Genomic DNA, 23,106 nt, shown 5'->3' on the forward strand with positions numbered 1-23,106 from the left:
GGCGGCGGTGGGCGGTGGGTGTGACGGCCCGCGAGCAGGGCGGGAAGAAGACGCCGGCCGGCTCACAAGGGGGCGCTGACGACGTGAGATCAGCCCCCGGGAAGGGGAAAGTACCGCATATGACCCGCCTCGCAACTCCCCCTCACCACGGTGGACTTCTGGTCGTGCAGCCGCTGCGGCACAAGCGGTGTGCGGCGTGCAGCCGGGGGCCGCTGTCGCTGCTGGTGGTGGAGGACGGGGTGCCGCGGTGCCTGGAGTGTGCCGATCTCGGGCATCTGGTGTTCCTGCCGCGTGGCGATACGGCACTGTCCCGGCGGTCGCGGGAGGAGAGCACGCTGTCGGCGGTGGTGGTCCGGTTCAACCGGCGCAAGAGCCGGTACGAGCGGCAGGGCGTCCTCGTCGAGGAGGCCGCGCTGGCCCGGGCCGAGGCGCGGTGCCTGGCCGACGCCGAGGCGCGGCGGCGGCGCCGGGCACGGGACGCGAAGCGGCGGGCGGCCGAGGACGTGCGGTTCGCGGAGGCGTTCGCGGCGGAGATCCTGCGCCTGTTTCCGGGCTGCCCGGCGGACCGGGCCCGGGCGATCGCGGCGCACGCGTCGGTGCGGGGCAGCGGGCGGGTCGGGCGGACCGCGGCCGGGCGGGCGCTGTCGGAGGGGGCGGTGGTCTCGGCGGTGGTGGCGGGGGTACGGCACGTGGACACGCCGTACGACCAGCTGCTGATGAGCGGGGTGCCGCGGTACGAGGCGCGGCGGCGGATCGCGCGGACGGTGGCGGCGGTGCTTCGGGAGTGGGAGGCCGGGGTGGAGATCCGCTTGACCGGGTGACGGCGGGCAGGGGGTGGGAGTCGGGACGGGGTGGGGAGTCGGGACAGGCGGGGAGTCGGGACAGGCGGGGACCGAGGTGGGCGTGGGGGTGATTCTGGTCGGATGTGTATGTGGACGGGCTTCACAGTCATGGGGAGGGGTGGTCCGTGGGCATTGACCTGAGTGACGAAGGCGTCCAGGGGCGAGAGTGGGTGTGGTGGTCGTGATCGACGGGCCGTATTACGTGCTGGTCCTGCTGGGGGTGCTGGGGACCGGACTGGTGGCGGGGGTGTTCTGCGCGTTCTCGGCCTTCGTGATGCGCGGGCTGGCCTCGTTGCCGCCGGCACAGGGGGTCGCCGCGATGAACGCGATCAACCGGGCGGCCCTGACCGCGGCGTTCATGATGGTGTTCGCGGGGTCGGCGGTGGTGTGCGCGATGATCGCGGTGGTGACGTTCGTGGTGTGGCCGGACGACGGGAAGGCGGAGCTGCTGCTGGGCAGCGGGCTGTATCTGTTCGGTTCGTTCGGGCTGACCGCGATGGCGAACGTGCCCCGGAACGAGGCGCTGGCCAAGCTGGAGCCGGGCACCCCGGAGGCCGTCTCCTACTGGCCCGTGTACGTGCGCGAGTGGACGCTCTGGAACCACGTGCGCACCCTCGTGTCGGCCGCCGCGGCGGTCGTCTACGTACTGGCGCTGTCCTGAGGCAGACGTGAGAGCAGACTGGCCCCCGGCTGGACGTGGGCTGGATCCCGCCTGGTCCCCAGCTGGCCCCCGGCTGGCTTCCCCCTGAGGAAGCCCCCGCCAGAAAGCGCTGTCAGCCACTCTGCGGGCGTCACCGGGGGGACGTATCGTGGCCGAAAGAGTGCCGCCCGATGAAGCACGGCCTGGGGCAACCGCACGCGAGGAAGACGACCATGGCCGATCCCAAGGGGTTCATGACCACGCCGCGCGAGGAGTGGCCGCGGCGGCCCGTCGAGGAGCGGGTCCGGGACTGGGACGAGGTGTACGTCCCGGGGGCGCTGCTGCCGATCATCAGCAAGCAGGCGGACCGCTGCATGGACTGCGGGGTGCCGTTCTGCCACGACGCGTGTCCGCTGGGGAACCTGATCCCCGAGTGGAACGACCTGGTGTCACGGGAGGACTGGCGGCGGGCGAGCGACCGGCTGCACGCCACGAACAACTTCCCCGAGTTCACGGGACGGTTGTGCCCGGCGCCGTGCGAGGCGGGGTGCGTGCTCGCGATCAACCAGCCCGCCGTCACCATCAAGAACGTCGAGTGCGCCATCGCGGACCATGCCTGGGCGGAGGGGTTCGCGTCGCCGCGGCCGCCGGAGCGGCTTTCCGGGCGGACCGTCGCGGTGATCGGGTCGGGGCCGACCGGGCTCGCGGCGGCGCAGCAGCTGACCCGGGCCGGTCACACGGTCGCCGTGTACGAGAAGGACGACCGGCTCGGCGGGCTGATGCGGTACGGCATCCCCGAGTTCAAGATGGAGAAGCACCACCTGGACCGGCGGCTGGGCCAGATGCGGGCCGAGGGGACGAAGTTCCGTACGTCGGTGACGGTCGGGCGGGACATGCGGGCGACGGAGCTGCGGGCCCGGTACGACGCGGTGGTGATCGCGACCGGGGCGACGGCGTGGCGGGAACTTTCGGTGCCGGGCCGGGAGTTGGACGGGATACACCAGGCGATGGAGTATCTGCCGCTGGCCAACCGGGTGTGCGAGGGGGATCTGACCGAGTCGCCGATGTCGGCGGCCGGGAAGCACGTGGTGATCGTGGGCGGGGGTGACACGGGGGCGGACTGTCTGGGGACCGCGCTGCGGGAGCGGGCCGCGTCGGTGACCCAGCTGGACATCTACGCACAGCCGGGCTCCGAGCGGGACGAGGACATCGAGCCGTGGCCGACGTATCCGAAGATCTACCGGCTGTCGGCGGCGCACGAGGAGGCGCGGGACCTGGAGACGGCGCCCTCGGCGGACGCCGACGCGCGGTTGTTCGCGGCGTCGACGCTTCGCTTCACGGGCGACGGGAGCGGGCATGTGCGGTCGCTGCATCTGGTGGAGGTGGACGAGGCGCGGCTGCCGGTGCCGGGGACCGGGCGGACGCTCCCCGCCGACCTGGTGCTGCTCGCGCTCGGTTTCTCCGGGCCCGACCGGGAGGACGGGCTCATCGACCAGCTGGGGGTGGCGACGGCACCGCGCGGGACCGTGTCCCGGGACGCGGGGTTCGCCACGAACGTGCCCGGCGTGTTCGCGGCCGGGGACGCGGCGCGCGGGCAGTCACTGATCGTGTGGGCGATCGCGGAGGGGCGGGCGGTGGCGGCGGCCGTCGACCGCTATCTGACGGGGAGTTCGCAACTGCCGTCGCCGATAACGCCGTACGACCGGCCGATGACGGTGTAGCCGGCGCTGACGAGTCCGGGGGCCGGGGTGCGGCAAGCAGGGTGGCGGTCGCAGGCGTAGGCCTGGGCGGTGTGGGTTCTCGGCCCTGGGGAGGAGGCGCGGCGTACTGCTGGGGGACGAGTCGGTCGGGGTGTTCTCCTTCCGGCTCACGAAATCCCTTCGCAGTCGGCCGGAAAGTGGACTGCGAACGGCATGCGGTTCAACGGCGGTGGGATGATTGGGCGCAGGAGACGTGTCGCGGTCGGCCCGGAGGGCGGCGGCCGTGAGCGCCCCCATCCTTCGTTCCGTCGTCAGGCGCAGGGCCACCCCCGCGCGTCCCCCCTGTTGACGGCCGGTCCTGGAGGGTGTTGATGACGACGCTCGACGAACGTCATGGGCTGGTCGAGGCGTAGGGTCCCGTCGCCGTTCCGCTGGACCAGCCGCTCGCCGCACTTCCCCTGCGTGCCGGTTCCAAGGCCGCCAACCTCGCACGGGCCGCGGGTGCCGAGCTGCCGGTGCTCCCCGGATTCGTCGTCCCCGACGGCGCCCAGGGCGCGCACGGCGATCCGGCCGCCCTGTGGCCGGCCTGGCGGGAGCTCTCCGAGGGCGGTGCCCGGCCGTTGGTCGTACGGTCCTCCTCGCCCCAGGAGGACACCGAGGCCTCGTCGCTGGCAGGGCAGTTCGCGTCCGTTCTCGACGTGCGCGGCTGGGCGGACTTCGGTACTGCGGTACGGGCCGTGCTCGACTCGGCGCGCCGGCCCGACGGAACCGTCGCGCCCATGGCGGTGCTGGTCCAGCCGATGCTGGCCTCGCGCGTCGGCGGGGTGATGTTCGGGGCCGATCCCGTTGCGGGGCGCGCCGACCGGATGCTGGTGAGTGCGGTGCGTGGTGGGCCGGACCGGCTGGTCGGCGGTGAACAGGCAGGGAGCAGTTACTGGTTGAGCAGGCACGGGCGGCTGCTGCGGGCCGAGCCGGCGGAGGCCGACGCGCTGCTCACGCGTGGCGAACTGCTGCGGCTGGAGCGGCTCGCGCAGCGGGCCCGGCGGGTGTTCGGGGGGCCGCAGGACATCGAGTTCGGGTTCGACGGGGACGGGCGGCTGTGGCTGTTCCAGAGCCGCCCGATCACGGCGATGGCGGCCCGGCCGGCGCGCGGGGCGCGGCTGCTCGGGCCCGGACCGGTCGCGGAGACGCTGCCGGGGCAGCTCCTGCCGCTGGAGGCGGACCTGTGGGTCACGCCCATGGCCCGCGGGCTCGCCGCCGCGCTGGACATCGGGGGCAGTGCGTCGCGCCGGCGGCTGCGCCGGGTGCCGGTGGTGACGACCGTCGGCGGACGCGCCGCCGCCGACCTGCGCCTGCTCGGGGCGGCCCCGCCCGCCCATCGGTGGCTCGCCCTGTTGAACCCGGCGCCCGGGGCGCGCCGGCTCGCGGCGGCCTGGCGGCTGGGCCGGCTGTCCGCGGCGCTGCCCGGCCTGGCCACGGACCTGGTGGCCGACGTCGACCGGTATCTGGCCGAGGTCCCGGCACCGGCGCGGCTGCCCGCCTCCGGCCTCGTCGCAGAGCTGCGCTGGACGCGCGCGGTCCTCGTCTCGCTGCACGCGCAGGAGGCACTCGCGGGCGCCCTCCTGCCCGAGCCCGCGAAGAGCCGTACCGCGGCGGGCGCGGCCCTGGCGGCCCTCACGGAGACCCGGGCCGGGGGTGTACCGGACGGGCGGGCGGCCGTGGTGGCCCCGGTGGTCCTGGCGCTCACCGCGCCGGGCCTGCTGCGGGGCCCGGGGCCGGGTCTGCCGACCCAACGGACGCTCCCGCCCGAAGGTGCCGGGCACGAACCATCCGCAGAAGCCGCCGCCCCCACACACCGAACGCCCGCACCCACCGTCACCCCCACACACCGACCACCCGCACAAACCGCCGCCCCCGCGCACCAACCACCTGCACAAACCGCCGGCCACAAGCACCGGCCAGCGACCGAAACCGCTCCGCACTCCTCCCGGTCGAGCCACGCCTACCCGCCCAGCCCCGGCTCCCCCGCCCTCCCCCCTCGTGAAGCCCTCCGGCTCCGGGTCCGGTGGGTTCAGGAGCTGCAGGTCCGGCTGGTGCGGGAGGCGGCCCGGCGGGTGGGGCTGGGCGTGGAGCGGGCCGGGCTGCTGCGGTGGCCGGAGCTGGTCGCCGTACTCGAAGGCGCCGCGCTTCCCGTCGATGTCCACGCGCGCGTGCCGGGGCCCGAGTCGCCGCCTCTCCCGGACGCCTTCCGGCTGGCGGGCGGGGAGGTCGTCGCCGAGCGCAACGGAAGCGGTGCCGCGCGTGGCGTGTCGGGCGGGCGCGCGGTCGGGACGGTCTGGGACGGGTCCGGGAACGGGGACGGGAACGGGGACGGGTCCGGGTCCGGGTCCGCGTCCCGGCCGGCCGACGCCGTGCTCGTCGTACGGACCCTTGATCCCGCCCTCGCCCCGCTGCTGCCCGGTCTGACCGCGCTGGTCGCGCAGACCGGCAGTCCGCTGTCGCATCTCGCCGTGCTGGCACGGGAGTTCGGGGTGCCGGCCGTGGTCGGTGCCGCGGACGCGGCACGGCGGTTCCCGCCCGGTTCGCGGATCGCCGTCGACGGGACCGCTGGTGACGTACGGGCCGGAGGCGAGTGATGCGGCGGATCGCCTATGTGTTCGGCGGGCTGGCCGCGGCGGGGGCGGGGACGTACACGGTCGTCTACCTGTACCGGTGGCAGTGGCAGCGGGCCGTCCTGTGCGGCGTGCTGCTGCTGGTCGTGGAGGTGATGCTGCTCGGCATCGTGCTGCTGGGACGGCTGACCCGGATCGAGGAGCGGCTGCGGGACGGCGAGCTGCGGCAGCGGGAGTCGGCGGTACGCCAGGAGGAGGTGCTGGCACGGTTGCGGGAGTCGGCGCCCGTGCACAGCGCCGCCGCCCGCTTCCGCTGGCTGGAGGAGACCGCGGACCGGACGTATGTCTTCGTGCCCGTCCTCATGGTGACCGGCGTCCTGCTGTCGGGGCTCGCCTGGCTGGTGCAGCGGATCGCGTCCGCGACGGCCCGGCCCGTCGAACGGCGGCTCGCGGGACGGCTGGCCGTCCTCGCCGCACCCGGGCCCGGGCCCGACAGCACAAGCCGTGACACAGAAGATCTGGAGGACCTCCCCGCACTCCCCACGGCCGCCCGGGGCCGCACCGTTCGCCTGGCCGTCGGTGCTGTCGTCGGCGCCGCTCTGCTCGGCGCGCTGGTCGTCGGTCTCGCCGACCTCACCCAGACGCGCGAGCAGCACGAGAACGACAACGAGGCGACCTCCGTCCTCGTCCAGGTCGACACGCGCGGCGCCGGCATGACGGGCGAGCGGCGTGCGCTGGCCGCCGAGCAGGTGTGGGAGCGGTGCCGGGACTCCACCTCCGTGCCGTTGCGGCACGCGGCACTGGGCGACCTGGGAGGCGGCATGTTCGCCGGGGTCGTCCGGCCCGCGCTCACCGAGCACGACCGTATGCGGCTGCGCGGCTGCCTGGAGGACACCACCCTCGACCGCGCCCACCTCACGGTCGTCGGCATCGGGGACGCGGATGCCGACGACGACTGACCCACCGACGTGGACCACGCCCCACCCACCGACGTGAACACGGACAACTCGCCCGTCCGAACCCCGGGTTACGATGCCGAAGCGCCCCCGTCCCCGAGTCTCCCGAGTCCCCCGGGTCGCCCATGGCCTTCGCCCTCCCACGCTCGCCCCGGCGCGCCCCGCCCGGACGCGCCCTGCCCCGACGCGTGCTGACGATGGTCCTCGTCACCGTCCTCGGCCATGTCGCCCTGTGGGGTACCGGCACGCTGGGCGTGCTGGCCCTCTCGTACTGGGCGCGCCAGGAGACCCCGCCGCCCGCGGGGGCCCGGGCCGTGCAGGGCATCCGGCACTTCCAGCCGGTGGACGCGGAGGAGCGGTTGTGGCGGGGCTCGGCGCCCTCGCCGGCGGGCTACCGGGCGCTGGCCGGTATGGGGTTCACGACGGTGGTCGACCTGCGTGCGGAGGACCTGGGCGCGGACCCGTCGGCCGCGCCCGAGAGGGTCGGCCTGTCCGTCGTACGGCTGCCCGTGCGCGACGGGCAGACGCCGCGGCCCGTGCAGGTACGGCGGTTCCTGGAGGTGGTCGCGGACGCGCCGGGGCGGGTGTTCGTGCACTGCGGCGCCGGGGTCGGGCGGACCGGGACGATGGCGGCCGCGTATCTCGTGCAGAGCGGGGAGGAGTCGCCGGCGGCGGCGGTCCGGCGCAATCTCGCGGTCGGACCGCCGTCGATCGAGCAGATCTACTACGGGCTGAGCCTCGGCCGGGACCGGCTGCGGCAGCCGCCGTTCCCGGTGGTGGCCGTCAGCCGGCTGGTGGACGCGCCCCGGCGGATGTGGTCCTGGCTGTGACCCCCGCACTCTGACGGCGGCTCACGGCTTGTACACCACCACCCCGGGGCCTTGCCGGTGTCGATCACGAGGCACTCTGTAAGCGTCTGCCGTGGTCGATGATCAATTCAGCACCATTACAAAGAGGTTGAACAAGGAAAAAGAAGCAGGTTCAGGAGAGCAGGAAGTCGGCCTCCCCCGCCTTGGCGCCCTCGATGAAGGCCGTCATCTCGTCCGTGGTGTAGATCAGCGCCGGCCCGTCCGGGTCGGTCGACTGGCGGACGGCGATCCGGCCGTCGGCCAGCTTCATCGCCTCCAGGCAGTTGCCCCCGTTGCCGCCGCTCCACGGCTTGTGCCAGCCCTCGCTGCCCAGTTCCCGGGCAGGCATGCCGTTGTAGATCCGCTCGGTGCGGTTCCGCGGCCCGGACTGGGGCTTTATTCGATCCATTCACAGCTCCTTGCGGAGATCCCGGAGGATCTCCTTCGTGCGTTGTGCCGTAGCGGCCTGCGCCGCCATGCGGTCCATGACCTCCAGGTGGGTCGCCACCTCGGTGCGCGCGTCCAGGTAGACGGCGCCGGTCAGGTACTCGCTGTAGACCATGTCCGGCAGTTCGGGCATGGCGAATCGGAACAGCACGAAGGGCCCGTACGTCCCCGGGTGCGGCCCGCTGGAGAACGGGGCTACCTGGAGCGTCACATTGGGCAGCTTCGTGACCTCGAGCAGTCGGTCGATCTGCGCGCGCATCACCTCCGGACCGCCGACCGGGCGGCGCAGGGCGGTCTCGTCCATCACCGCCCAGAAGCGGGGGGCATCGGTACGGGTGAGCAGTTGCTGGCGTTCCATGCGCAGGGCGACATGGCGCTCGATCTCCTCCGGCTCCGTCTGGCCGACGGCGCCCGACTTCAGCACCCCGCGCGCGTAGTCCTCGGTCTGCAGCAGCCCGGGCACGAAGTGCGGCTCGTAGGAGCGGATCAGGCTCGCCGCACCCTCCAGGCTGACGTACATGGAGAACCAGCTCGGCAGGATGTCGTGGAACCGCTGCCACCAGCCGGGCCTGTTGGCCTCCTCGGCGAGCCGGACGAAGAGGTCGGCCTCGTCGGCGGTCACTCCGTAGGCCTTCAGGAGCAGTTGGAGGTACGGGATCTTGAGGGCGACCTCGGCCATCTCCATACGGCGGACGGTGGCGGGCGCCACGCGGAGCACACGGGCGGCCTCCTCGCGCTTGAGCCCTGCGCGTTCCCGCAGGTCGAGGAGGCGCCGACCGAGGACCACCTGGCCCACCGTCGGCGCGGACCGCGGCTCGCTCACGCTCCACCTCCACGAAGTTCCCTGGCCGGGCCGCCCGTCGGGCTCGCCGGCCTCCTGGCCGCCACACACGCACACGGCCGCGCAGATGCACGGCCATGCGCATACACCGTCACGCACATACAGGTGTCACCCGGCATGCTGACAGCCCAGCGGCGCCATTCGAAGACTCATTCGAAGATCCGACAGAATGACCGAATTGGCCGGTGAGACCGAATTTACCGAACAGCCGGAACAATTCCGTTCGGTCATATCAGTCGCATTGGCCGGATCGGTCCGCCGGATCCTCACTGATCCCAACTGGCGCCGCTCGACATGCTGTTGCGAGCAGTGTGCCACGGCCCTTCACCGCGTCACACAGCACTCTGCATTTTTCAGAGTGACACTTGCCAAGTGTTCACGGCGGGGAGATAGTGGCAAGCGTGATTCCGTCCGCGCCCTTAGGAACAGACGCCGCCGAAGACCGTCTCGGTCTCGGTGCTGATGGGGGTCCTCCCGTGCGAACTCCTTCGAGCGTGGGGGAGGCAGCCGAGCCTGGTGAGGGCACTGCCACGCGCCGGTTCCGGTTCGAGCTGGCCGCTCATCCGGGTTCCCCCGCCCAGGCGAGACGCCTGGTGCGTGCCCGGCTGACCGGCTGGTCGGTCTGCGCGGACACCTGTGACACCGCCGCCCTCGTGATATCCGAACTGGTCACCAACGCGATCGTGCACACCGCGAGCAGTCGCGTCGTGTGCGAGTTGCACGACCACGACGACACGGTGCGCATCGCCGTGCACGACGAGGGCTGTTCGCCCGATGAGCCCCACCCGTCCCCACAGCGCCCGGAGGAGGAGCACGGGAGGGGGTTGCTCCTCGTCGACGCACTGTGTCAGGCCTGGGGGGCTCAGGAGCACGGGCCCGGGCTGCTGGTCTGGGCGGAGCTGCCGCGCCAGACCGATGCCGCCCGGGGGGACACCGCCGAGCCGCGCAACGACCTGGGCTGGGGTGCTCGCCCCGCTCCGGGGCCGTCGCACGGCTCGTCCCACGGGCCCGCGCACACTCCGGTGCACCCCCCGTCGTCGGGCTCCGGCGCGGAGGGGCAGTCCGGGGCGCTGGGGCCGGTGCCCCGGCGGAGGCAGCCATGACCGGCGCGCCCGGCTCCGGCCAGTCGCTGGGCCTCGACACCCTGGTCCGTCTGAAGCGCGACCGTCGGTCGTCCCTCGCGGGCGGCGCCGGCGAGTCGTTCCCCGTGCCCGAGGGCATGACCGTGCCGCTGGGCCGCGACGCCGTCGCCGTACCGGCGCGGCTCGGGCCGCTGGTGGTACCGCGGCTGCCGCGGGTGGGGTGCGTGTACGCCGATGGCACGCACTGGTGGTGGATCGTCCCGTCGGACTCCGACGACGCCCTCACCTGGCCCGCCCCGGCCCACTACAGCCCGGGCGCCCCGCTCCCCGGCACCGCCCGCCTGATCCACCGCCCCGACGGCACGGTGCCGTACACCCCGCCGATTCCGCTGTACCTCGCCCTGTGCCGGGTGACGGGGACGACGCCGGAGTGGTCCCGCCCCCTCAGCGCGTGACGCTGCGCGGCTTCGGCCGACAGGGGGGGTGCGGCCGACCGGCGCAGACGTCGGTCGGCCCGGAGCCGCCTCGGTCCGCACCCCCCGCGCACTCCCCCGCGCCCCGCGAGCCTCGTCGCGCGCCCTGCCCGGTGGCGGCTCCGCCCGCGATAGTGGCCGTTTGTCCACGGCCACGGCCCCGGGGAGGATCGCGGTGAGGAAGAGGCGGGACACGGCAGCGCCCGAGGTGTCGGAGTCGGAGCAGCTGCTGTTCGGGGGACCGCTCCGCTACGACATGGGCTGGAGCCAGCACGGGAACGCCTTCCTGGAGCTGGACTTCCGCGCCATGATGACCCGGTTGCCCGGCATGCTCGCGTCCAGTCTGCGGCTGGCCCGGCAGGCGGACGCCCGGGCCACGCGGATCGTACTGGCCTCGCAGGTGGGCGTCGGGGTGGCCCAGGCGGTGAGCCTGCTCGCCGTGAACAGCGTGCTGGGCCGGCTGATCGGCACGGGCACCATCGAGGAACGGCTGCGCAGCGCCGCCCCCGCCCTGGTGATCATGGCGGCCGTCATGTTCGTGGCCGCCCTGCTGCGTGCGGCGTCCACGTACGCCACCGGCCGTCTGGAGCCCAAGGTCGAGCGGGTGGCGACCGAGATGTACCTGGAGCGGGCCGCGGCCGTCGAACTCGCCGCGATCGAGGACCACGCCTTCCACAAACTGCTGGACACCGCGCAGTACGGCGCCTCCTCGGCCCGCCGCATGATCAGTTACGGCACCCGTGTGGTGAACGCGATGATCTCGCTGATCACCGCGGCCGGTGTGCTGACCGTGCTGCATCCGGCCCTGCTCCCGCTGCTGATCACGATGACGATCCCGAGCGGCTGGGGCGCCCTGACCAACGCCCGGCGCCGCTACGAGTCGTTCCACACCTGGGTGCAGCACGCCCGCGCCGGCCACCTGATCAGCGCCCTGCTCACCGAGCCGGAGGCGGCACCGGAGATCCGGGTGCACGGAGTCGGCCCGTTCCTGCTGCGGCACTACCGGGCGATGTCGGAGACGGCCGAGGCGGAGCAGGCCCGGCTGGCCCGGCTCGCGGCCCGTACCGGCCTGATCGCGGCGGCCTGGACCGGCCTCGCGACCGTCGCCACGTACGCGACGCTGGGCGGGCTGCTGCTGAGCGGGGCGATGGCCCTGTCGGTGGCCGGTACGGCGGTGATCGCGATCCGCTCCGGCTCGGCGAGCCTCAACACCCTCGTGCTGGAGATCAACACGCTGCACGAGGAGGCGCTGTTCGTGGGCGACCTGGAGCGGCTGTACGTCGAGGCGGCGGACCGGGCGATCCCGGTGGGCGGCGACCCGCTCCCCGACGACCCGCGGGAGATCCGCTTCGAGAACGTCACCTTCGCCTATCCGAGTGATCACCCGGACGATGCCACCCGCCCGGCCCTGGACGACGTCTCGCTCACCCTTCCCCTCGGCCGGATCATCGCCCTGGTCGGCGAGAACGGCTCCGGCAAGACGACCCTGGTGAAACTGCTGGCCGGGCTGTACCAGCCGGACCGCGGCCGCATCCTGTGGGACGGCGTCGACGCGGCGCGGGCCGACCGGCACCGGCTCGCCGAGCGCATCGCCATGGTCGCCCAGGACTTCAAGCGCTGGCCGTTCACCGCCAAGGTCAACGTGGCCGTCGGCCGCTCGTCGGCACCCCTCACCGACGAACGGCTGGCGGAGTCGGTCGCGGAGGCGGGCGCGGAGGAGGTGGTCGATGATCTGCCGCGCGGCCTGGACACCCTGCTGGCCCGCAACTTCAGCGGCGGGCACGAGCTGTCCGGCGGCCAGTGGCAACGGCTGGGCATCGCACGGGCCGCCTACCGGCGCGGTCACATCCTGATCGTGGACGAGCCGACGGCCGCCCTGGACGCCCGGGCCGAGCTGGAGGTCTTCGAGAAGATCCGCGCACTGGCGGGCAACGGGCAGACCGTCGTACTGATCACGCACCGGCTGGCGTCGGTCCGGCACGCGGATCTGGTGCACGTTCTCGACCAGGGCCGGGTGGTGGAGTCGGGCACCCCCGACGAACTCCTGGCGAGCGGCGGTGTCTACGCGGAGCTGTACGCTCTCCAGGCGGACCAGTTCACAGCGAAGCTGCCGGTCCGCAAGGCCGGTTAGCCCTCGGCTAGATCTCGGCACCGCCGGTGCCGCGCACGATGACCAGGAACGTGTCCGTGGCCAGATCCATCACGACCTCGGCGGGCAGCCCTTCCAGCCGCCGCGCCTGCGCGAACTCCTCCGCAGGCCATGATCCTCGCGGTCCGCCTGCGGGAAAGCGTTCGAGCACGGTTCGCCCGTTCACCATCCTGCACCTCCAGAAATGCGTCCTACCTGTAGGAGTTAACGCTCTGGAGAACGTGAATGGCTCGCCCGGTGACGCTACTGAGACATAGTCGACACACCGTCGGCGCGGACGGTGAGGGTCCGTTGACTTTCGGCCACTTCCGTGACCGGCTGTATCAGTCTTCGTACTCGTCGTGATAGAGGACGCGGTCACTGCCCTCCGCCACCCGGCCGAGGGCCGTCAGGTCGAGCAGGGAGGTGGTCGGGCCGAGTCCGTCGAGGCCGCGGTCGTACACCGAATAGGTGTGGAAGACCCGGTCGTGCTCCCGCAGGAAGCAGCTGATCCCGGGCCGTTCGACCGGTTCGTCGTCCACGACGATGGTCGCCTCGAAGTCGCGGTTGAAGTCGCCGTGGTACGAGGAGTACCAGGGCAGCGTCCAGCCCATCCGCGCCTTGAACGGCAGGATCCTGGTGAACGGCGCCCGGGAGACCACCGCGAACGAGGTGCCGCGCGCCCGCAGATGGGCGAGGTGGCCGACCTGGTCCAGGAAGGCGGCGCAGCCGGGACAGCCTGCCTCCCACTCCGGGGCGAACATGTAGTGGTGGACGACGAGTTGGGCCCGCCCGTCGAAGAGGTCCAGCAGGGAGGCCTTGCCGTCGCCCCCTTCGAAGACGTACTCCGGATCCACCTCGACCATGGGCAGCCGGCGCCGCTCGGCACTCAGCGCGTCCCGCGCCCGCGTGAGCGCCTCCTCCTTGAGCAGTAACTCAGCACGCGCGGCACGCCACCGCTCACGCGAGACGATCTCCGGAAGCGACATGGGCCCTCCTGTACAGCGATCGGTTCCGGGTGGTGACCGCGGGAGGGCGGAGAACTCATCGGTGCGGCCGGAGTTTTTTCAGGCGAGTCACGGCGTTTTTCTCAGGCGAGCCACGGCCGGCGGGAGCGGAGCTCATCGCCCCGACGTACGGCACGGTCCTCGGCCCGGGTGAGCCGGACCGCGCATCCGGTCCCGGCTCTGTCGCGGCGCGGCCCGGACGAGCACGCTGGCCGCACCACCTCCTGGAAGGAGCCCGGCATGCTCCTGGGCACCTGGAACCTCGAAAACCTCTACCGGCCCGGCAGTCCCTACGGCCCCAAGGACAAGTCCGCCTACGAGGCGAAGCTCGCCGCCCTCGCCACCGTGATCGGCGCGCTCGACCCGACCCTGCTCGGCGTCCAGGAGGTCGGCGACCCCGACGCCCTGGCGGACCTGGCCGAACTGCTGGGCCCGAGCTGGCGGTTCGCCCTCTCCTCGCACCCCGACGGCCGGGGCATCCGGGTCGGTTTCCTGGGCCGTACCGAGCTGACGGTGGCCGCCGACACGGCCGCGTTCCCGGCCGGACTGCACCCGGTGCAGACGGACGACTCGGGCGGGACCGCCGCCGGGGCCGGGCGCGGCTTCCTGGCGGTCACGCTCCAGGCCCCGGCCGGACCGGTCACGGTGGCGGTGGCCCACCTCAAGTCCAAGCTGCTGACCTACCCCGGCGACCGTTTCTACCCGCACGACGAGGGCGAACGGGCGCGCTACGGGGCGTACGCCCTCTACCGGCGCGCCGCCGAGGCGACGGCGCTGCGGGCACTGGCGGACGAACTGCTCGCCGGGCAGGGCAAGTCCCGCGACATCGCGGTCCTCGGCGACCTCAACGACGAGGTGCAGGCGGCCACCACCCAGATCCTCCTCGGCCCGCCCGGCTCCGAACTCGGCACCACCGGCTACGACCACGCCGACAAGGGCGACACCGTACGACTGTGGGACACCGCCCCGCGCATACCGGCGGAGCAGCGCTACTCCCGTGTCAACTCCGGGCGACACGAACTAATCGACCACATCCTCCTCAGCCACCGGCTGGTGCACCGGCTGTCGGAGGCGGGCACAGGCCTGCCGGGCACCACCGCACCGCCGGACCTGCCGTCGGTGGGCGAGGATCCGGCGAAACGGCGCGGGGTCGCGGGGTCGGACCATGCGCCGGTGTGGGCACGGTTCACGGACTGAGGCCGGGCGCAGCCCACACCCTGGACGCCAGCCACACCTTGGACGCCGCCCATACCCTGGACGCCGCCCACGCCCCGGGTGCCGACCAGCTGGGCAACTGCCTACGCGGCGACCGGCATCTGCGGCACCACGAGCCCGAACCGCTGCCCGTCCCGCTCCAACTCGGCTGCGAGGTCTTCGAGTTGCCGGGTGTGCCGGGCGGTGAGCCGCCCCGTCTCGTCAAGGTGCACGGCGCACGCGGTGGTGGTGTCCACGAGCCGTTCGAGTACGGCGGCCACGGCGTCCGTGCCCTCGGTGTGCCGGGCGAGGGCGGGCAGTTCGGCGGCGGCGAGGGCGATCGCGGTGCGGGCCTCGGCGAGGGTGCGGTAGGCCTCACGGCGCAGGGCCCAGCGTTCGCCGCGGTCGCCGGACCCGCTCAGCACGTGGTCGAGATAGGCGTGCGCGGCCCGCCCGGCCGACCCGAGGCGGGCCCGTACCCCGCCTCCCCGCTTCCCCGCCATCGGCAGATGGCCGACGATCAGCACGATCGCGCAGGCCAGCAGTGTCTCGCCGATGCGGCTGACGGAAGCCTGCGGTTCGCCGCCGACCATGACCAGGGCGAGCACGAGGACGGTGACGACGGCGGTCTGGGCGCCGAAGTGCCGGGTGGACACCGGGATGACCGCCCCGCAGACGGCCACCAGCACGATGAGCCCTTCGGGCCGGGGCAGTACGGCGGCGAGGCCCGCGAAGACGAGGGCGCCGAGCACGGTTCCCGCGGCCCGGCACAGCACCCGGGAGGCGAGCGGCCCGAGGTCGGGCTTGACGAGGAAGACGGCGGTGGCGGGCAGCCAGTACCAGTGCTGGTGCTCGCCGTACCAGCGGGCGTGGTGCAGGGCCTGTGCGATGGCGCCGCTGGCCCCGAAGCAGAGGGCGACCCGCAGCCCGTACTCCCGCCCGCCGCTGCCGAGCGCGGCCCGTACCAGGTCGAGGGCGGGGCGGCGGCGGGCCGGTGGCCGCTGCTCGCCGCCTCCGGCCCGGTCGAAGGTCTCCGCGGCGCGCAGCAGGGCGTCGTCGAGGGCGCGCAGTGCGGGCGCGGCCCGCGAGGGTGCGGGCAGCGGCCCGGTGCCGCCGTTCGTCCGGACGGCGGCGGCGAGCCGCCGGGGTCCCTCGGCCGCCCGCGCGGATATCGGCTCCCCGGCCCAGGCGAGAGCGGTGGCCGCCTCGGCGAGGGGCAAGGCCGCGGCGTACTGCGCGTGCAGCCGGCGTTCGGCGGCGGAACTGGCGTACCGCCGCAGCCGGGGCCCGGTGAGCGCGTCCTGGGCGTGGTCGAGCGCGGCGGTGAGGGCGGCGCGCCTGGGGCCGGCCGCCGCGCCGCCCACCGCGTCGAGCAGGTCGGCGACGGCGTCGTACACGGCGGCGACGGCGTCCCGCTCCCCGTCGAAGCGGAAGTCACCGGCGATCGCGCCTGGGGTCGGCAGGGCGAGCCGCAGCACCAGCAGCCATCCGGCCCCGGCGAGGTAGGCGAGGGCCCGCTGCCAGCCCGCCTCGGCGACCGGCATACCGGCGCCGATGGCGGCGGCGACCAGCAACTGCGTCCCGGCCCCGGAGGCGACGGTCCCGACGGCGCTCATGCCACCGGCGACCAGCCCGAGTCCGGTGAGCAGCAGGGTCAGGGGTACGGCGGTGAGGTGCTCCCCGCCGTACGTCCCGACGAGCAGCCCGAGCGAACCGGCCGCCGCGGGCACCCCGAGCCGCCGTACGGCGGACCGCCGGCTGCCCGGGCGGTCGTTGATCCCGGCGAGCATGGCGGCGATGGCGGCGACGACGCCGAGGGAGGTGCGGTGCAGCAGGACGGCGGTGAGCAGCAACGGCCCGGCGGCCAGCGCCCCTCGCGTCACCGCGCTCCAGGACACGGGCCCGCGCTGGGCGCGCAGGGCGTGGGCGAGCCAGGGCGGCAGGGCGATACGACGGGACACGGGGCTCCTGTCCGGACGAGGGCGGGGTGTGCCTTCGGGCGACGGTGGCCGGGCTGTTGGCTTGGGTGTCCACAGTAGATCGCGTTCCGGTACGGAAAGGTGCGTTCGCATTTCGCGGGTGTGACAAGTGCCCCGGAGAGCCGCGTTCTTTATGAACGCAATTCCGTGTGGGCCCGATTCGGGGCGGAACGCGAACGGGCCCGAGGGCGTAGCCTGCCCCCGGGCCCTGGAATGCCACCCATCGTCACACGCCGGCACACTTGAGAACCCGGGTCAGTCGTGAGGTCGTCGCGTCCTTCCTTTGGACCACCACGCATCGAGCTGCGCGGGCAGGACTTGAACCTGCATTTCGACGTACTGGGGCCCGGGCCCGGTCGATCCGGCGATCGGCGGCGAATGCTGAGTCTGGAGCGAGAGTCTGAGATTCAACGCGGTCCGCCCGATGTGCACTGCGTCCACCGTGTGAACTGTGTGCACTGTGGGTACGACCGCTCTTCACGACAAGGCTCAGCTTCAGCTTTGCGCTCCTCGCGCACCCCGGCCACGAGGGCCGGGGAGTCTGGAAAGGCTATCCGAAGAGATAGCCGAACACGGCGTCCCCGACCCGCTGGTCGACGACGTCGGCGCCGTTCGCCTCCTCACGGGCGAACTTGACGGCCTGCTGCAACTTCTCGACCCGGTCGAGGAGTTCGTTGACGCGCCGGGCGGGCAGGGCACCCGAGAACTTCACGGTGGTCCAGTACCCCACCGGAATGTCCTCGTAATACACCTCGACCTGGGCCGGATGCTTGTCGGTGGCCTCGGCCTTCACGTGGTTGCGAGGCACCTTCTTGGTGCGCAGGGTCCGCACCGGCTCGGTCTTCCAGGCGTCGGTGGAGGGGTCCTGCACCCACGACTCGGAGGCGTCGAGCACGGGCAGCTTCCGCACGAAGGTGTTGAGATCGACGAGCTGCTTCTCCAGGAACAGCAGGTAGGCGACGGGCACGTCGGTGACCAGCACCCGTCCGTCCACCTTCACATCGGCCCTGGCCTCGCAGTTCGCCCAGTCCTTGGTGGCGGTCACGTCGAAGAGCCGGGTCAGCGTGGCCGAGGTCTCCCGCAGCACGTCCTCGGCCTTGACCTGAACCCGCGTGGACTCGGGAGGCAGTTGCTCACCCTCCTCGTCCTTCGGCTGATACGTCCGCGAGATACCGGCCAGCAACGCGGGCTTCTGCAACCCGTGATGAGCCGACGTCAGGTCCTGATGAGCCTTGGACTTGATGCCCTTCTCGACCGCGATGATCTGATTGAGTTTCGCCACGTGAAGGACGGTAGCAGCGGCAACTGGCCTATTCCCAACCATTATTTCGGGCGGGCGGACACATCACCCGAGGCCGAATAGCAGCTCGGCCTCGGCAACGGCTCCGGCCAACTCCCGGAATTCCGCACGCAATCCGCCGAGGATGTCGTCGACGCCCCGCAGCCCGGCCCGCTCCAGCAGCCGTTTCTCGTTGGTCACCCATTCCCCCCGGGCCGCGAGAACGGCGTGACCGGTCTGGAGGGCGGCCGTGGCGACGGCGCCGGCGACCTCGGTGAGGCGGCCGTTCGGGGCGTGGTTGGCCTTCGCGTAGGCGAGGGTGGCGCGGGCGGCACCGCGCCAGTGTCCGGGGGCGGTGGCACGCAGTCGCCCGGGGTAGGCCGCCGGGCGGGGCAGAGCGCCGCTGAGCACGCGGTTGACCGCCAGCTCGGCGACGACCAGGTAGCTGGGGATCCCGGCGAGATGGAACAGCAACGGCTCCACCCGGAACCGCCCCGCCTCCGCCTCGGCCAGCTCCCGCTCGACGACGTCGAGATCGCGGTAGTGCACGTCCACGCGGCGACCGTCGACGGTCAGCCAGGCCCCGCCGTTGAAGACACCACCGCCCCACCCGCCGACCTCGCAGACCTCGCCCTCCCACCCGAGGGCGCGGAGGTCGGCCGGGTCGAAGGGGCCCCGGTAGTAGACGGCCAGGTCCCAGTCGCTGTCGGGACGGTGGGTGCCCTGGGCACGAGAGCCGCCGAGAGCGACGGCCCGGACCGTGGGGAGGGCGGCGAGGCGGTCGGTGACGGCCGCGAGGAAGGTCCGGTCGGGCTCTGCGTTCGTGGCGGACATGGCTCACAGCATCCCGCCCGGCCGGTTGTCGGTGCCACGCGTTATCGATGAAGCCGCTGGTGGGCGGAGAGTCCGTACGGCGGCGTCCCTGCACTGTGCCGTCCCCGCCGGGAAATTCAGGTGCGGGCGCCCGACGCGGGCGTGGATGATCGCGAGGTTGCCCGCCGTTCACTTCAGGAGCCCCAGTGATCCAGCGCGTCACCGCCCCGGCTCTCTTTCCGCCGCCCGGCTACTCCCACGTCTCCGTCGTCGAGGCCGGTACGAAGCTCGCGTTCCTCGCCGGTTCCGTTCCGCTGGACGACGAGGGGAGGCTCGTCGGGGAGGGGGATCCGCCGCGGCAGGCCGAGTGGGTGATCGCGAACCTGCGGGAGCAGCTCCGCGCGGTCGGAAGCGACTTGGAGCATGTGCTGGCGACCGATGTGTACGTCGTGAGCAGCGAGCCCGCGGTGCTGTCCGGCGTCTGGGAGGTCGTCGAGGCCTCCGGGCTCAGCGCCGGGCCGCACGCGTCGACGCTGATCGGCGTGGCCTGCCTGGGCTACACCGGGCAGCTGGTGGAGATCACGGCCACGGCCGTCGTGCCCGAGGGGCCCCGGGGATGAACGCCGAGGTCGTGCTGCGCCGCGCCGTCGGTCCGGACGCCGCCGGGGTCGCCGACGTCTGGCTGCGGTCGTTCGGCGCCGCCCTGCCCACCGTCGTCCGGCCGCGCTCGGACGACGAGGTGCGCGCGTACATCCGGGACGTCGTGGTGCCGGAGCGGGAGACATGGCTCGCGGAGGCCGGCGGCCGGGTCGTCGGGATGATGGTCCTCGCGGGGGATCTGTTGTCGCAGCTGTATCTGGCCCCCGAGTGGCGGGGCCGTGGCATGGGTGACCGGTTCGTCGCGCTGGCCAAGGAGCGCTCCCCGCAGGGGCTCACGCTCTGGACCTTCCAGGTCAACAAGCCCGCCCACCGCTTCTACGAGCGGCACGGCTTCGTCGCCGTCGAGTACACGGACGGGAGCGGGAACGAGGAGCGAGAGCCGGATGTGCGGTACGTGTGGCGGCCCTGACCCGGGCCCTCGCGCTACGACCACCGGGCCCTCGCGCTACGGCCGCCCCGGTGCGGCCCCCCACACGCGTCGTTTCGCCAGCGGCTTCCGGTAGCTCCCCGCCCGGCTCGTGGTGAGTCCCAGCGTCACCAGCGACTCGGCCAGCTTCACCGCCGCGCCGACCCCGTCGACCACCGGAACCCCGAGCTTCTCCCCCACCACCCGCTGCAGTCCCGTCATCCCGGCACAGCCGAGGACCAGGACCTCGGCGCCGGCGTCCCGGACCCGCTCGGCCGCCGCGAGGAACGCGGCCTCCGTGCGCTCGGGGTCACCGGCGAGGTCGAGGACGCCCAGTCCGGTGCCGGCGACGGCGACGCAGTTGCGGGCCACCCCGGCGGTCTCCAGGCTGTCCTCGATCTGCCCGCGGGACCGGTCCAGGGTGGTGACGACGCCGTAGCGGCGGCCCAGCAGACAGGCCAGGTGGGCCGCGGCCTCGGTGATGTCGACGACGGGTACGTCCACCAGCTCCCGCACGCCCTCGCGCCCGTGCTCGCCGAAGCCGGCCAGGACCACCGCGTGGTAGGGCGGACCGTCGTACGTCCGCAGCGCGTCCAGGACCGCCGCCGCCGACAGGTAGCTGTCGAGCCAGCCCTCCGCCGACTCGGGCCCCCAGTCCGGGGTCAGCCCGGTCACGGCGGTGCCCGGGCCTGCGGCGGCCCGGGCACCTCGTACGATCTCCTCGGTCATCTCCTGCGTGGTGTTGCAGTTGGTGACGACGATCCGCACGTCCTTCAGACCTCCTCGGCCACGGCGACGGGGGCGGGGGCGCGGTCACGGCGGCACAGCGTCAGGTAGAGACCCGCGGCCAGTGCCGTGCCGATGAACCAGGAGTACGGCGCCACGTCGCTGAACGTCTTCACCAGCGCGAGCACGGCCGCGACCGCCGCCGAGGGCAGGAACGCCCACAGGGCCTTGGGGTTGACGCCCTTGCGGTAGTGGTACGGGGAGCCGGGAGTCGCGTCGAAGAGTTCCCGGACGTCCACCCGGCCGCGCTTGACCCAGTAGTAGTCGACCATGATCACGCCGAACAGCGGGCCCAGGAAGGCGCCGAGGCCGCCGAGGAAGTAGTTGACGACGGTGGGGTTGGAGAAGAGGTTCCAGGGGGTGACGACCAGCGCGGCGACGGTGCTGATCATGCCGCCGACCCGGAAGCTGATCTTCTGCGGCCAGACGTTGGCCAGGTCGTACGCCGGTGAGACGAAGTTGGCGACGATGTTGACGCCCATGGTGGCGACCGCGAAGGTCAGCGCCGCCACGACCAGGACCCAGGTGTTGCCGACCTTGGCGACCAGTTCGGCCGGGTCGGTGATGGCCTCGCCGAAGACCTCCAGGGAGCCGGCCGTGACGATCACGGAGACGACCACGAAGGCCGTGGAGTTGATCGGCAGGCCCCAGAAGTTGCCGCGCCGGACGGTGCGGTAGTCCGGGGCGAAGCGCGAGAAGTCGCAGAAGTTGAGCATCAGGGTGCCGTAGGTGGCGAGGATCAGGCCGATCGCGCCGAACCACTGCCGCCACTGCTCGCCGGTGGAGACCGGGTGCGGGGTGGAGGTGAGCGAGATGGTCCAGTGGGCCTTGGCCAGGATCCAGACCGCGAGGGCGATCATGACCAGCCAGATCGCGGGGCCGCAGAAGTCCTGGAACCTGCGGATCGTCTCCATGCCCCGGCTGATGATCGCCGCCTGGATCAGCCAGAGCGAGACGAAGGAGATCCAGCCGAGCGTGTCCAGGCCCAGGAAGGAGCTCTCCGTCAGGGACTTCAGGCCCGGCCAGGCGGCCAGCAGCATCACGTTGACGGCGACGGACGCCAGATAGGTCTGGATGCCGTACCACATGATGGCGATCACGGCTCTGATCAGCGCCGGGATGTTGGCGCCCCAGACGCCGAAGCTGATCCGGCTCACCACCGGGAACGGCACGCCGTGGCGCTGGCCGATCCTCCCCATCCAGTTCATGCCGACGTAGATGAGCACGAATCCGACGAGGAGCGAGGTGAAGACCTGCCAGACGTTCATGCCGAGGACCAGCAGGCCGGCGGCGAAGGTGTAGTTGCCGAGGTTGTGGACGTCGGACATCCACATGGCGAAGAGGTCGAAGACCTTCCAGTTCCGCTGCTCGGCGGGGGCGAGGTCTTCGTTGGTGAGCCGGGGGTCGGGGGCGAACGCGGGTGCGCCGGTGGCTTCGGCGCGGTCGGCGAGGGACACGGGGCCTCCAGGGACTACGGGGCGGGGAGGGAGGAGGACGGCTGCCGGGTGCTGCTGCCGGACGGTGGACATCGGATGCCCGGATGCTGCGCGCGTTTGGTATACCAAACTGCGGTCATGGTGCTCCCGTCAAGCGTTCCGACCGATGTCCGTCCCGTTACGGCTCCGTAAAAGCCCCCCGGGTCGGCGAAAATGACCTCATGGGCTCCCCCACCACGAAGATCGAACCCCTGGGCGCGGTGCGCGAGCGCGTCCTCGCGACCCTGCGGCAGGACATCATCGCGGGGCGCCTCGGCCCCGGTGACCGGCTGGTGGAACGCGAGCTCGCCGAGCGGTTCGGGGTCTCCCGGGTACCGGTCCGGGAGGCGATCCGGGCCCTGGTCGCCGAGGGCTTCGTCCTCTTCGAGTCGGCCCGCCGTACGGTCGTCCGCCGGCTGACCCCGACCGACGTCAAGGAACTCTTCGAACTGCGCGAGGCGTTGGAGGTGTACGCGGCCGGGCTGGCGGCGGCGCGGGCGACCCCGGAGGCGCTGGCCGAGCTGCGGGAGCTGCTCGACCGAGCGGCCACGGCGACCGCGGCGGGCGACGCCGAGACCATCACCGACATCAACACCCGCTTCCACGACCGGATCCTGGCCCTGGCCGGCAACAGCCTGCTCATCTCGGTCATGGAACCGGTCGACGGCCGGCTGCGCTGGCTCACCCGGAGGAACGAGGAGTGGCCCCAGCTCCTCACCGAGCACGGTGAGTTGTACGACGCGATCGCCTCCGGCGACCCGGACCGCGCCCGCGCCCGCGCGCTCGGCCACGTCCAGGCCAACTACCGGTCGACGGTGCGGCACCTGTTCGGCGAGGACACCGGCGCCTAGGTGTACTCGGTCATGACTTTGGTGACAGGCGGCTGATCGGGGGCTGGCCTGCGAGCGCAGTGTGTCGGCGTCGAGTGTTGTAGAAGG

The 23,106-nt window shown here is 72.6% G+C and carries 22 protein-coding genes; 13 read left to right on the forward strand and 9 right to left on the reverse strand.

The annotated features are described in order from the left end of the window. Positions 1 to 119: 119 nt before the first annotated feature. The 6 genes from ACFWPS_RS43050 (at position 120) to ACFWPS_RS43075 (ending at position 7,580) form a co-directional block, all read left to right on the forward strand. Positions 120 to 821, forward strand: coding sequence for a DUF2293 domain-containing protein (locus tag ACFWPS_RS43050; protein WP_383716576.1), 702 nt, complete (start codon positions 120 to 122; stop codon positions 819 to 821). 202 nt (positions 822 to 1,023) lie between these two features. Continuing rightward, entirely contained in the window at positions 1,024 to 1,503 is a 480-nt protein-coding gene (locus tag ACFWPS_RS43055; RefSeq protein ID WP_383716632.1) for a DUF1772 domain-containing protein, read from the forward strand. Positions 1,504 to 1,715: 212 nt separating this feature from the next. Beyond that, positions 1,716 to 3,203, forward strand: a complete 1,488-nt coding sequence (locus tag ACFWPS_RS43060; protein WP_383716579.1) for a glutamate synthase subunit beta — start codon at positions 1,716 to 1,718, stop codon at positions 3,201 to 3,203. A gap of 494 nt (positions 3,204 to 3,697) precedes the next feature. Continuing rightward, positions 3,698 to 5,818 (forward strand): PEP/pyruvate-binding domain-containing protein, encoded by a 2,121-nt coding sequence (locus ACFWPS_RS43065; protein ID WP_383716582.1) that lies wholly within the window; start codon positions 3,698 to 3,700, stop codon positions 5,816 to 5,818. Further along, positions 5,818 to 6,753, forward strand: a complete 936-nt coding sequence (locus ACFWPS_RS43070) for a hypothetical protein (protein ID WP_383716586.1) — start codon at positions 5,818 to 5,820, stop codon at positions 6,751 to 6,753. The genes ACFWPS_RS43065 and ACFWPS_RS43070 overlap by 1 nt, the downstream gene beginning before the upstream one ends. A 122-nt stretch (positions 6,754 to 6,875) precedes the next feature. Further along, positions 6,876 to 7,580: a dual specificity protein phosphatase family protein gene (locus tag ACFWPS_RS43075; RefSeq protein ID WP_383716589.1), complete on the forward strand. Its 705-nt coding sequence runs from the start codon at positions 6,876 to 6,878 to the stop codon at positions 7,578 to 7,580. A 151-nt stretch (positions 7,581 to 7,731) separates the two neighbouring features. On the opposite strand, the gene ACFWPS_RS43080 is transcribed toward ACFWPS_RS43075, so the two are convergent. Beyond that, positions 7,732 to 8,007, reverse strand: coding sequence for a DUF397 domain-containing protein (locus ACFWPS_RS43080; protein WP_089100964.1), 276 nt, complete (start codon positions 8,005 to 8,007; stop codon positions 7,732 to 7,734). Continuing rightward, entirely contained in the window at positions 8,008 to 8,868 is an 861-nt protein-coding gene (locus ACFWPS_RS43085) for a helix-turn-helix domain-containing protein (RefSeq protein WP_383716591.1), read from the reverse strand. Positions 8,869 to 9,278: 410 nt separating this feature from the next. Here ACFWPS_RS43085 and ACFWPS_RS43090 point away from each other — a divergent pair, with 410 nt between their 5' ends. The 3 genes from ACFWPS_RS43090 (at position 9,279) to ACFWPS_RS43100 (ending at position 12,572) form a co-directional block, all read left to right on the forward strand. Further along, the gene (locus ACFWPS_RS43090) at positions 9,279 to 9,989 is read left to right on the forward strand and encodes an ATP-binding protein (RefSeq protein ID WP_383716594.1); all 711 of its coding nucleotides are present in this window, start codon (positions 9,279 to 9,281) and stop codon (positions 9,987 to 9,989) included. Continuing rightward, positions 9,986 to 10,423: a hypothetical protein gene (locus ACFWPS_RS43095; protein ID WP_383716597.1), complete on the forward strand. Its 438-nt coding sequence runs from the start codon at positions 9,986 to 9,988 to the stop codon at positions 10,421 to 10,423. The genes ACFWPS_RS43090 and ACFWPS_RS43095 overlap by 4 nt, the downstream gene beginning before the upstream one ends. 274 nt (positions 10,424 to 10,697) lie before the next feature. Next, the gene (locus tag ACFWPS_RS43100) at positions 10,698 to 12,572 is read left to right on the forward strand and encodes an ABC transporter ATP-binding protein (RefSeq protein ID WP_383716635.1); all 1,875 of its coding nucleotides are present in this window, start codon (positions 10,698 to 10,700) and stop codon (positions 12,570 to 12,572) included. A gap of 7 nt (positions 12,573 to 12,579) precedes the next feature. Here the strand turns inward: ACFWPS_RS43100 and ACFWPS_RS43105 are convergent, their stop codons facing one another. Next, complete coding sequence (locus tag ACFWPS_RS43105) at positions 12,580 to 12,759, reverse strand: hypothetical protein (RefSeq protein WP_383716600.1); 180 nt, start codon at positions 12,757 to 12,759, stop codon at positions 12,580 to 12,582. Between the two features lie 154 nt (positions 12,760 to 12,913). Continuing rightward, positions 12,914 to 13,558, reverse strand: coding sequence for a DUF899 domain-containing protein (locus ACFWPS_RS43110; protein WP_383716603.1), 645 nt, complete (start codon positions 13,556 to 13,558; stop codon positions 12,914 to 12,916). Between the two features lie 258 nt (positions 13,559 to 13,816). Here ACFWPS_RS43110 and ACFWPS_RS43115 point away from each other — a divergent pair, with 258 nt between their 5' ends. Continuing rightward, the gene (locus ACFWPS_RS43115) at positions 13,817 to 14,773 is read left to right on the forward strand and encodes an endonuclease/exonuclease/phosphatase family protein (protein ID WP_383716606.1); all 957 of its coding nucleotides are present in this window, start codon (positions 13,817 to 13,819) and stop codon (positions 14,771 to 14,773) included. A gap of 101 nt (positions 14,774 to 14,874) precedes the next feature. Here ACFWPS_RS43115 and ACFWPS_RS43120 read toward each other — a convergent pair whose 3' ends face one another. From ACFWPS_RS43120 to ACFWPS_RS43130, 3 genes are all read right to left on the reverse strand, one after another. Beyond that, positions 14,875 to 16,731 carry an FUSC family protein gene (locus ACFWPS_RS43120; protein WP_383716609.1) on the reverse strand — a complete coding sequence of 619 codons (1,857 nt, stop codon included), beginning with the start codon at positions 16,729 to 16,731 and terminating at the stop codon, positions 14,875 to 14,877. A gap of 568 nt (positions 16,732 to 17,299) precedes the next feature. Next, positions 17,300 to 18,031: a hypothetical protein gene (locus ACFWPS_RS43125; protein WP_383716611.1), complete on the reverse strand. Its 732-nt coding sequence runs from the start codon at positions 18,029 to 18,031 to the stop codon at positions 17,300 to 17,302. Positions 18,032 to 18,094: 63 nt separating this feature from the next. Further along, a complete protein-coding gene (locus tag ACFWPS_RS43130) occupies positions 18,095 to 18,862 on the reverse strand; it encodes a nucleotidyltransferase domain-containing protein (RefSeq protein WP_383716614.1) in 768 nt (255 codons plus the stop codon). Between the two features lie 185 nt (positions 18,863 to 19,047). On the opposite strand from ACFWPS_RS43130, the gene ACFWPS_RS43135 reads away from it, so the two are divergent. Next, positions 19,048 to 19,461, forward strand: coding sequence for a RidA family protein (locus tag ACFWPS_RS43135; protein ID WP_383716616.1), 414 nt, complete (start codon positions 19,048 to 19,050; stop codon positions 19,459 to 19,461). Beyond that, the gene (locus tag ACFWPS_RS43140) at positions 19,458 to 19,910 is read left to right on the forward strand and encodes a GNAT family N-acetyltransferase (protein WP_383716618.1); all 453 of its coding nucleotides are present in this window, start codon (positions 19,458 to 19,460) and stop codon (positions 19,908 to 19,910) included. The genes ACFWPS_RS43135 and ACFWPS_RS43140 overlap by 4 nt, the downstream gene beginning before the upstream one ends. 36 nt (positions 19,911 to 19,946) lie before the next feature. On the opposite strand, the gene ACFWPS_RS43145 is transcribed toward ACFWPS_RS43140, so the two are convergent. Then, positions 19,947 to 20,675 carry an aspartate/glutamate racemase family protein gene (locus ACFWPS_RS43145; RefSeq protein ID WP_383716621.1) on the reverse strand — a complete coding sequence of 243 codons (729 nt, stop codon included), beginning with the start codon at positions 20,673 to 20,675 and terminating at the stop codon, positions 19,947 to 19,949. A gap of 5 nt (positions 20,676 to 20,680) precedes the next feature. Further along, a complete protein-coding gene (locus tag ACFWPS_RS43150) occupies positions 20,681 to 22,150 on the reverse strand; it encodes an NCS1 family nucleobase:cation symporter-1 (RefSeq protein WP_383716624.1) in 1,470 nt (489 codons plus the stop codon). A gap of 200 nt (positions 22,151 to 22,350) precedes the next feature. Between ACFWPS_RS43150 and ACFWPS_RS43155 the strand changes: the two genes are divergently transcribed. Then, complete coding sequence (locus ACFWPS_RS43155) at positions 22,351 to 23,019, forward strand: GntR family transcriptional regulator (protein ID WP_383716627.1); 669 nt, start codon at positions 22,351 to 22,353, stop codon at positions 23,017 to 23,019. Positions 23,020 to 23,106: the final 87 nt, after the last annotated feature.

The organism is Streptomyces sp. NPDC058457 (genome assembly GCF_042720695.1).
In the GTDB taxonomy this organism is placed as follows: domain Bacteria; phylum Actinomycetota; class Actinomycetes; order Streptomycetales; family Streptomycetaceae; genus Streptomyces.

Coding starts and splice junctions, on each gene's coding strand:
- ACFWPS_RS43080 (WP_089100964.1), bottom strand. CDS start 8,007: ATGGATCGAATAAAGCCCCAGTCCGGGCCGCGGAACCGCACCGAGCGG.
- ACFWPS_RS43115 (WP_383716606.1), top strand. CDS start 13,817: ATGCTCCTGGGCACCTGGAACCTCGAAAACCTCTACCGGCCCGGCAGT.
- ACFWPS_RS43130 (WP_383716614.1), bottom strand. CDS start 18,862: ATGTCCGCCACGAACGCAGAGCCCGACCGGACCTTCCTCGCGGCCGTC.
- ACFWPS_RS43100 (WP_383716635.1), top strand. CDS start 10,698: ATGGGCTGGAGCCAGCACGGGAACGCCTTCCTGGAGCTGGACTTCCGC.
- ACFWPS_RS43110 (WP_383716603.1), bottom strand. CDS start 13,558: ATGTCGCTTCCGGAGATCGTCTCGCGTGAGCGGTGGCGTGCCGCGCGT.
- ACFWPS_RS43095 (WP_383716597.1), top strand. CDS start 9,986: ATGACCGGCGCGCCCGGCTCCGGCCAGTCGCTGGGCCTCGACACCCTG.
- ACFWPS_RS43140 (WP_383716618.1), top strand. CDS start 19,458: ATGAACGCCGAGGTCGTGCTGCGCCGCGCCGTCGGTCCGGACGCCGCC.
- ACFWPS_RS43050 (WP_383716576.1), top strand. CDS start 120: ATGACCCGCCTCGCAACTCCCCCTCACCACGGTGGACTTCTGGTCGTG.
- ACFWPS_RS43105 (WP_383716600.1), bottom strand. CDS start 12,759: ATGGTGAACGGGCGAACCGTGCTCGAACGCTTTCCCGCAGGCGGACCG.
- ACFWPS_RS43155 (WP_383716627.1), top strand. CDS start 22,351: ATGGGCTCCCCCACCACGAAGATCGAACCCCTGGGCGCGGTGCGCGAG.
- ACFWPS_RS43075 (WP_383716589.1), top strand. CDS start 6,876: ATGGCCTTCGCCCTCCCACGCTCGCCCCGGCGCGCCCCGCCCGGACGC.
- ACFWPS_RS43060 (WP_383716579.1), top strand. CDS start 1,716: ATGGCCGATCCCAAGGGGTTCATGACCACGCCGCGCGAGGAGTGGCCG.
- ACFWPS_RS43070 (WP_383716586.1), top strand. CDS start 5,818: ATGCGGCGGATCGCCTATGTGTTCGGCGGGCTGGCCGCGGCGGGGGCG.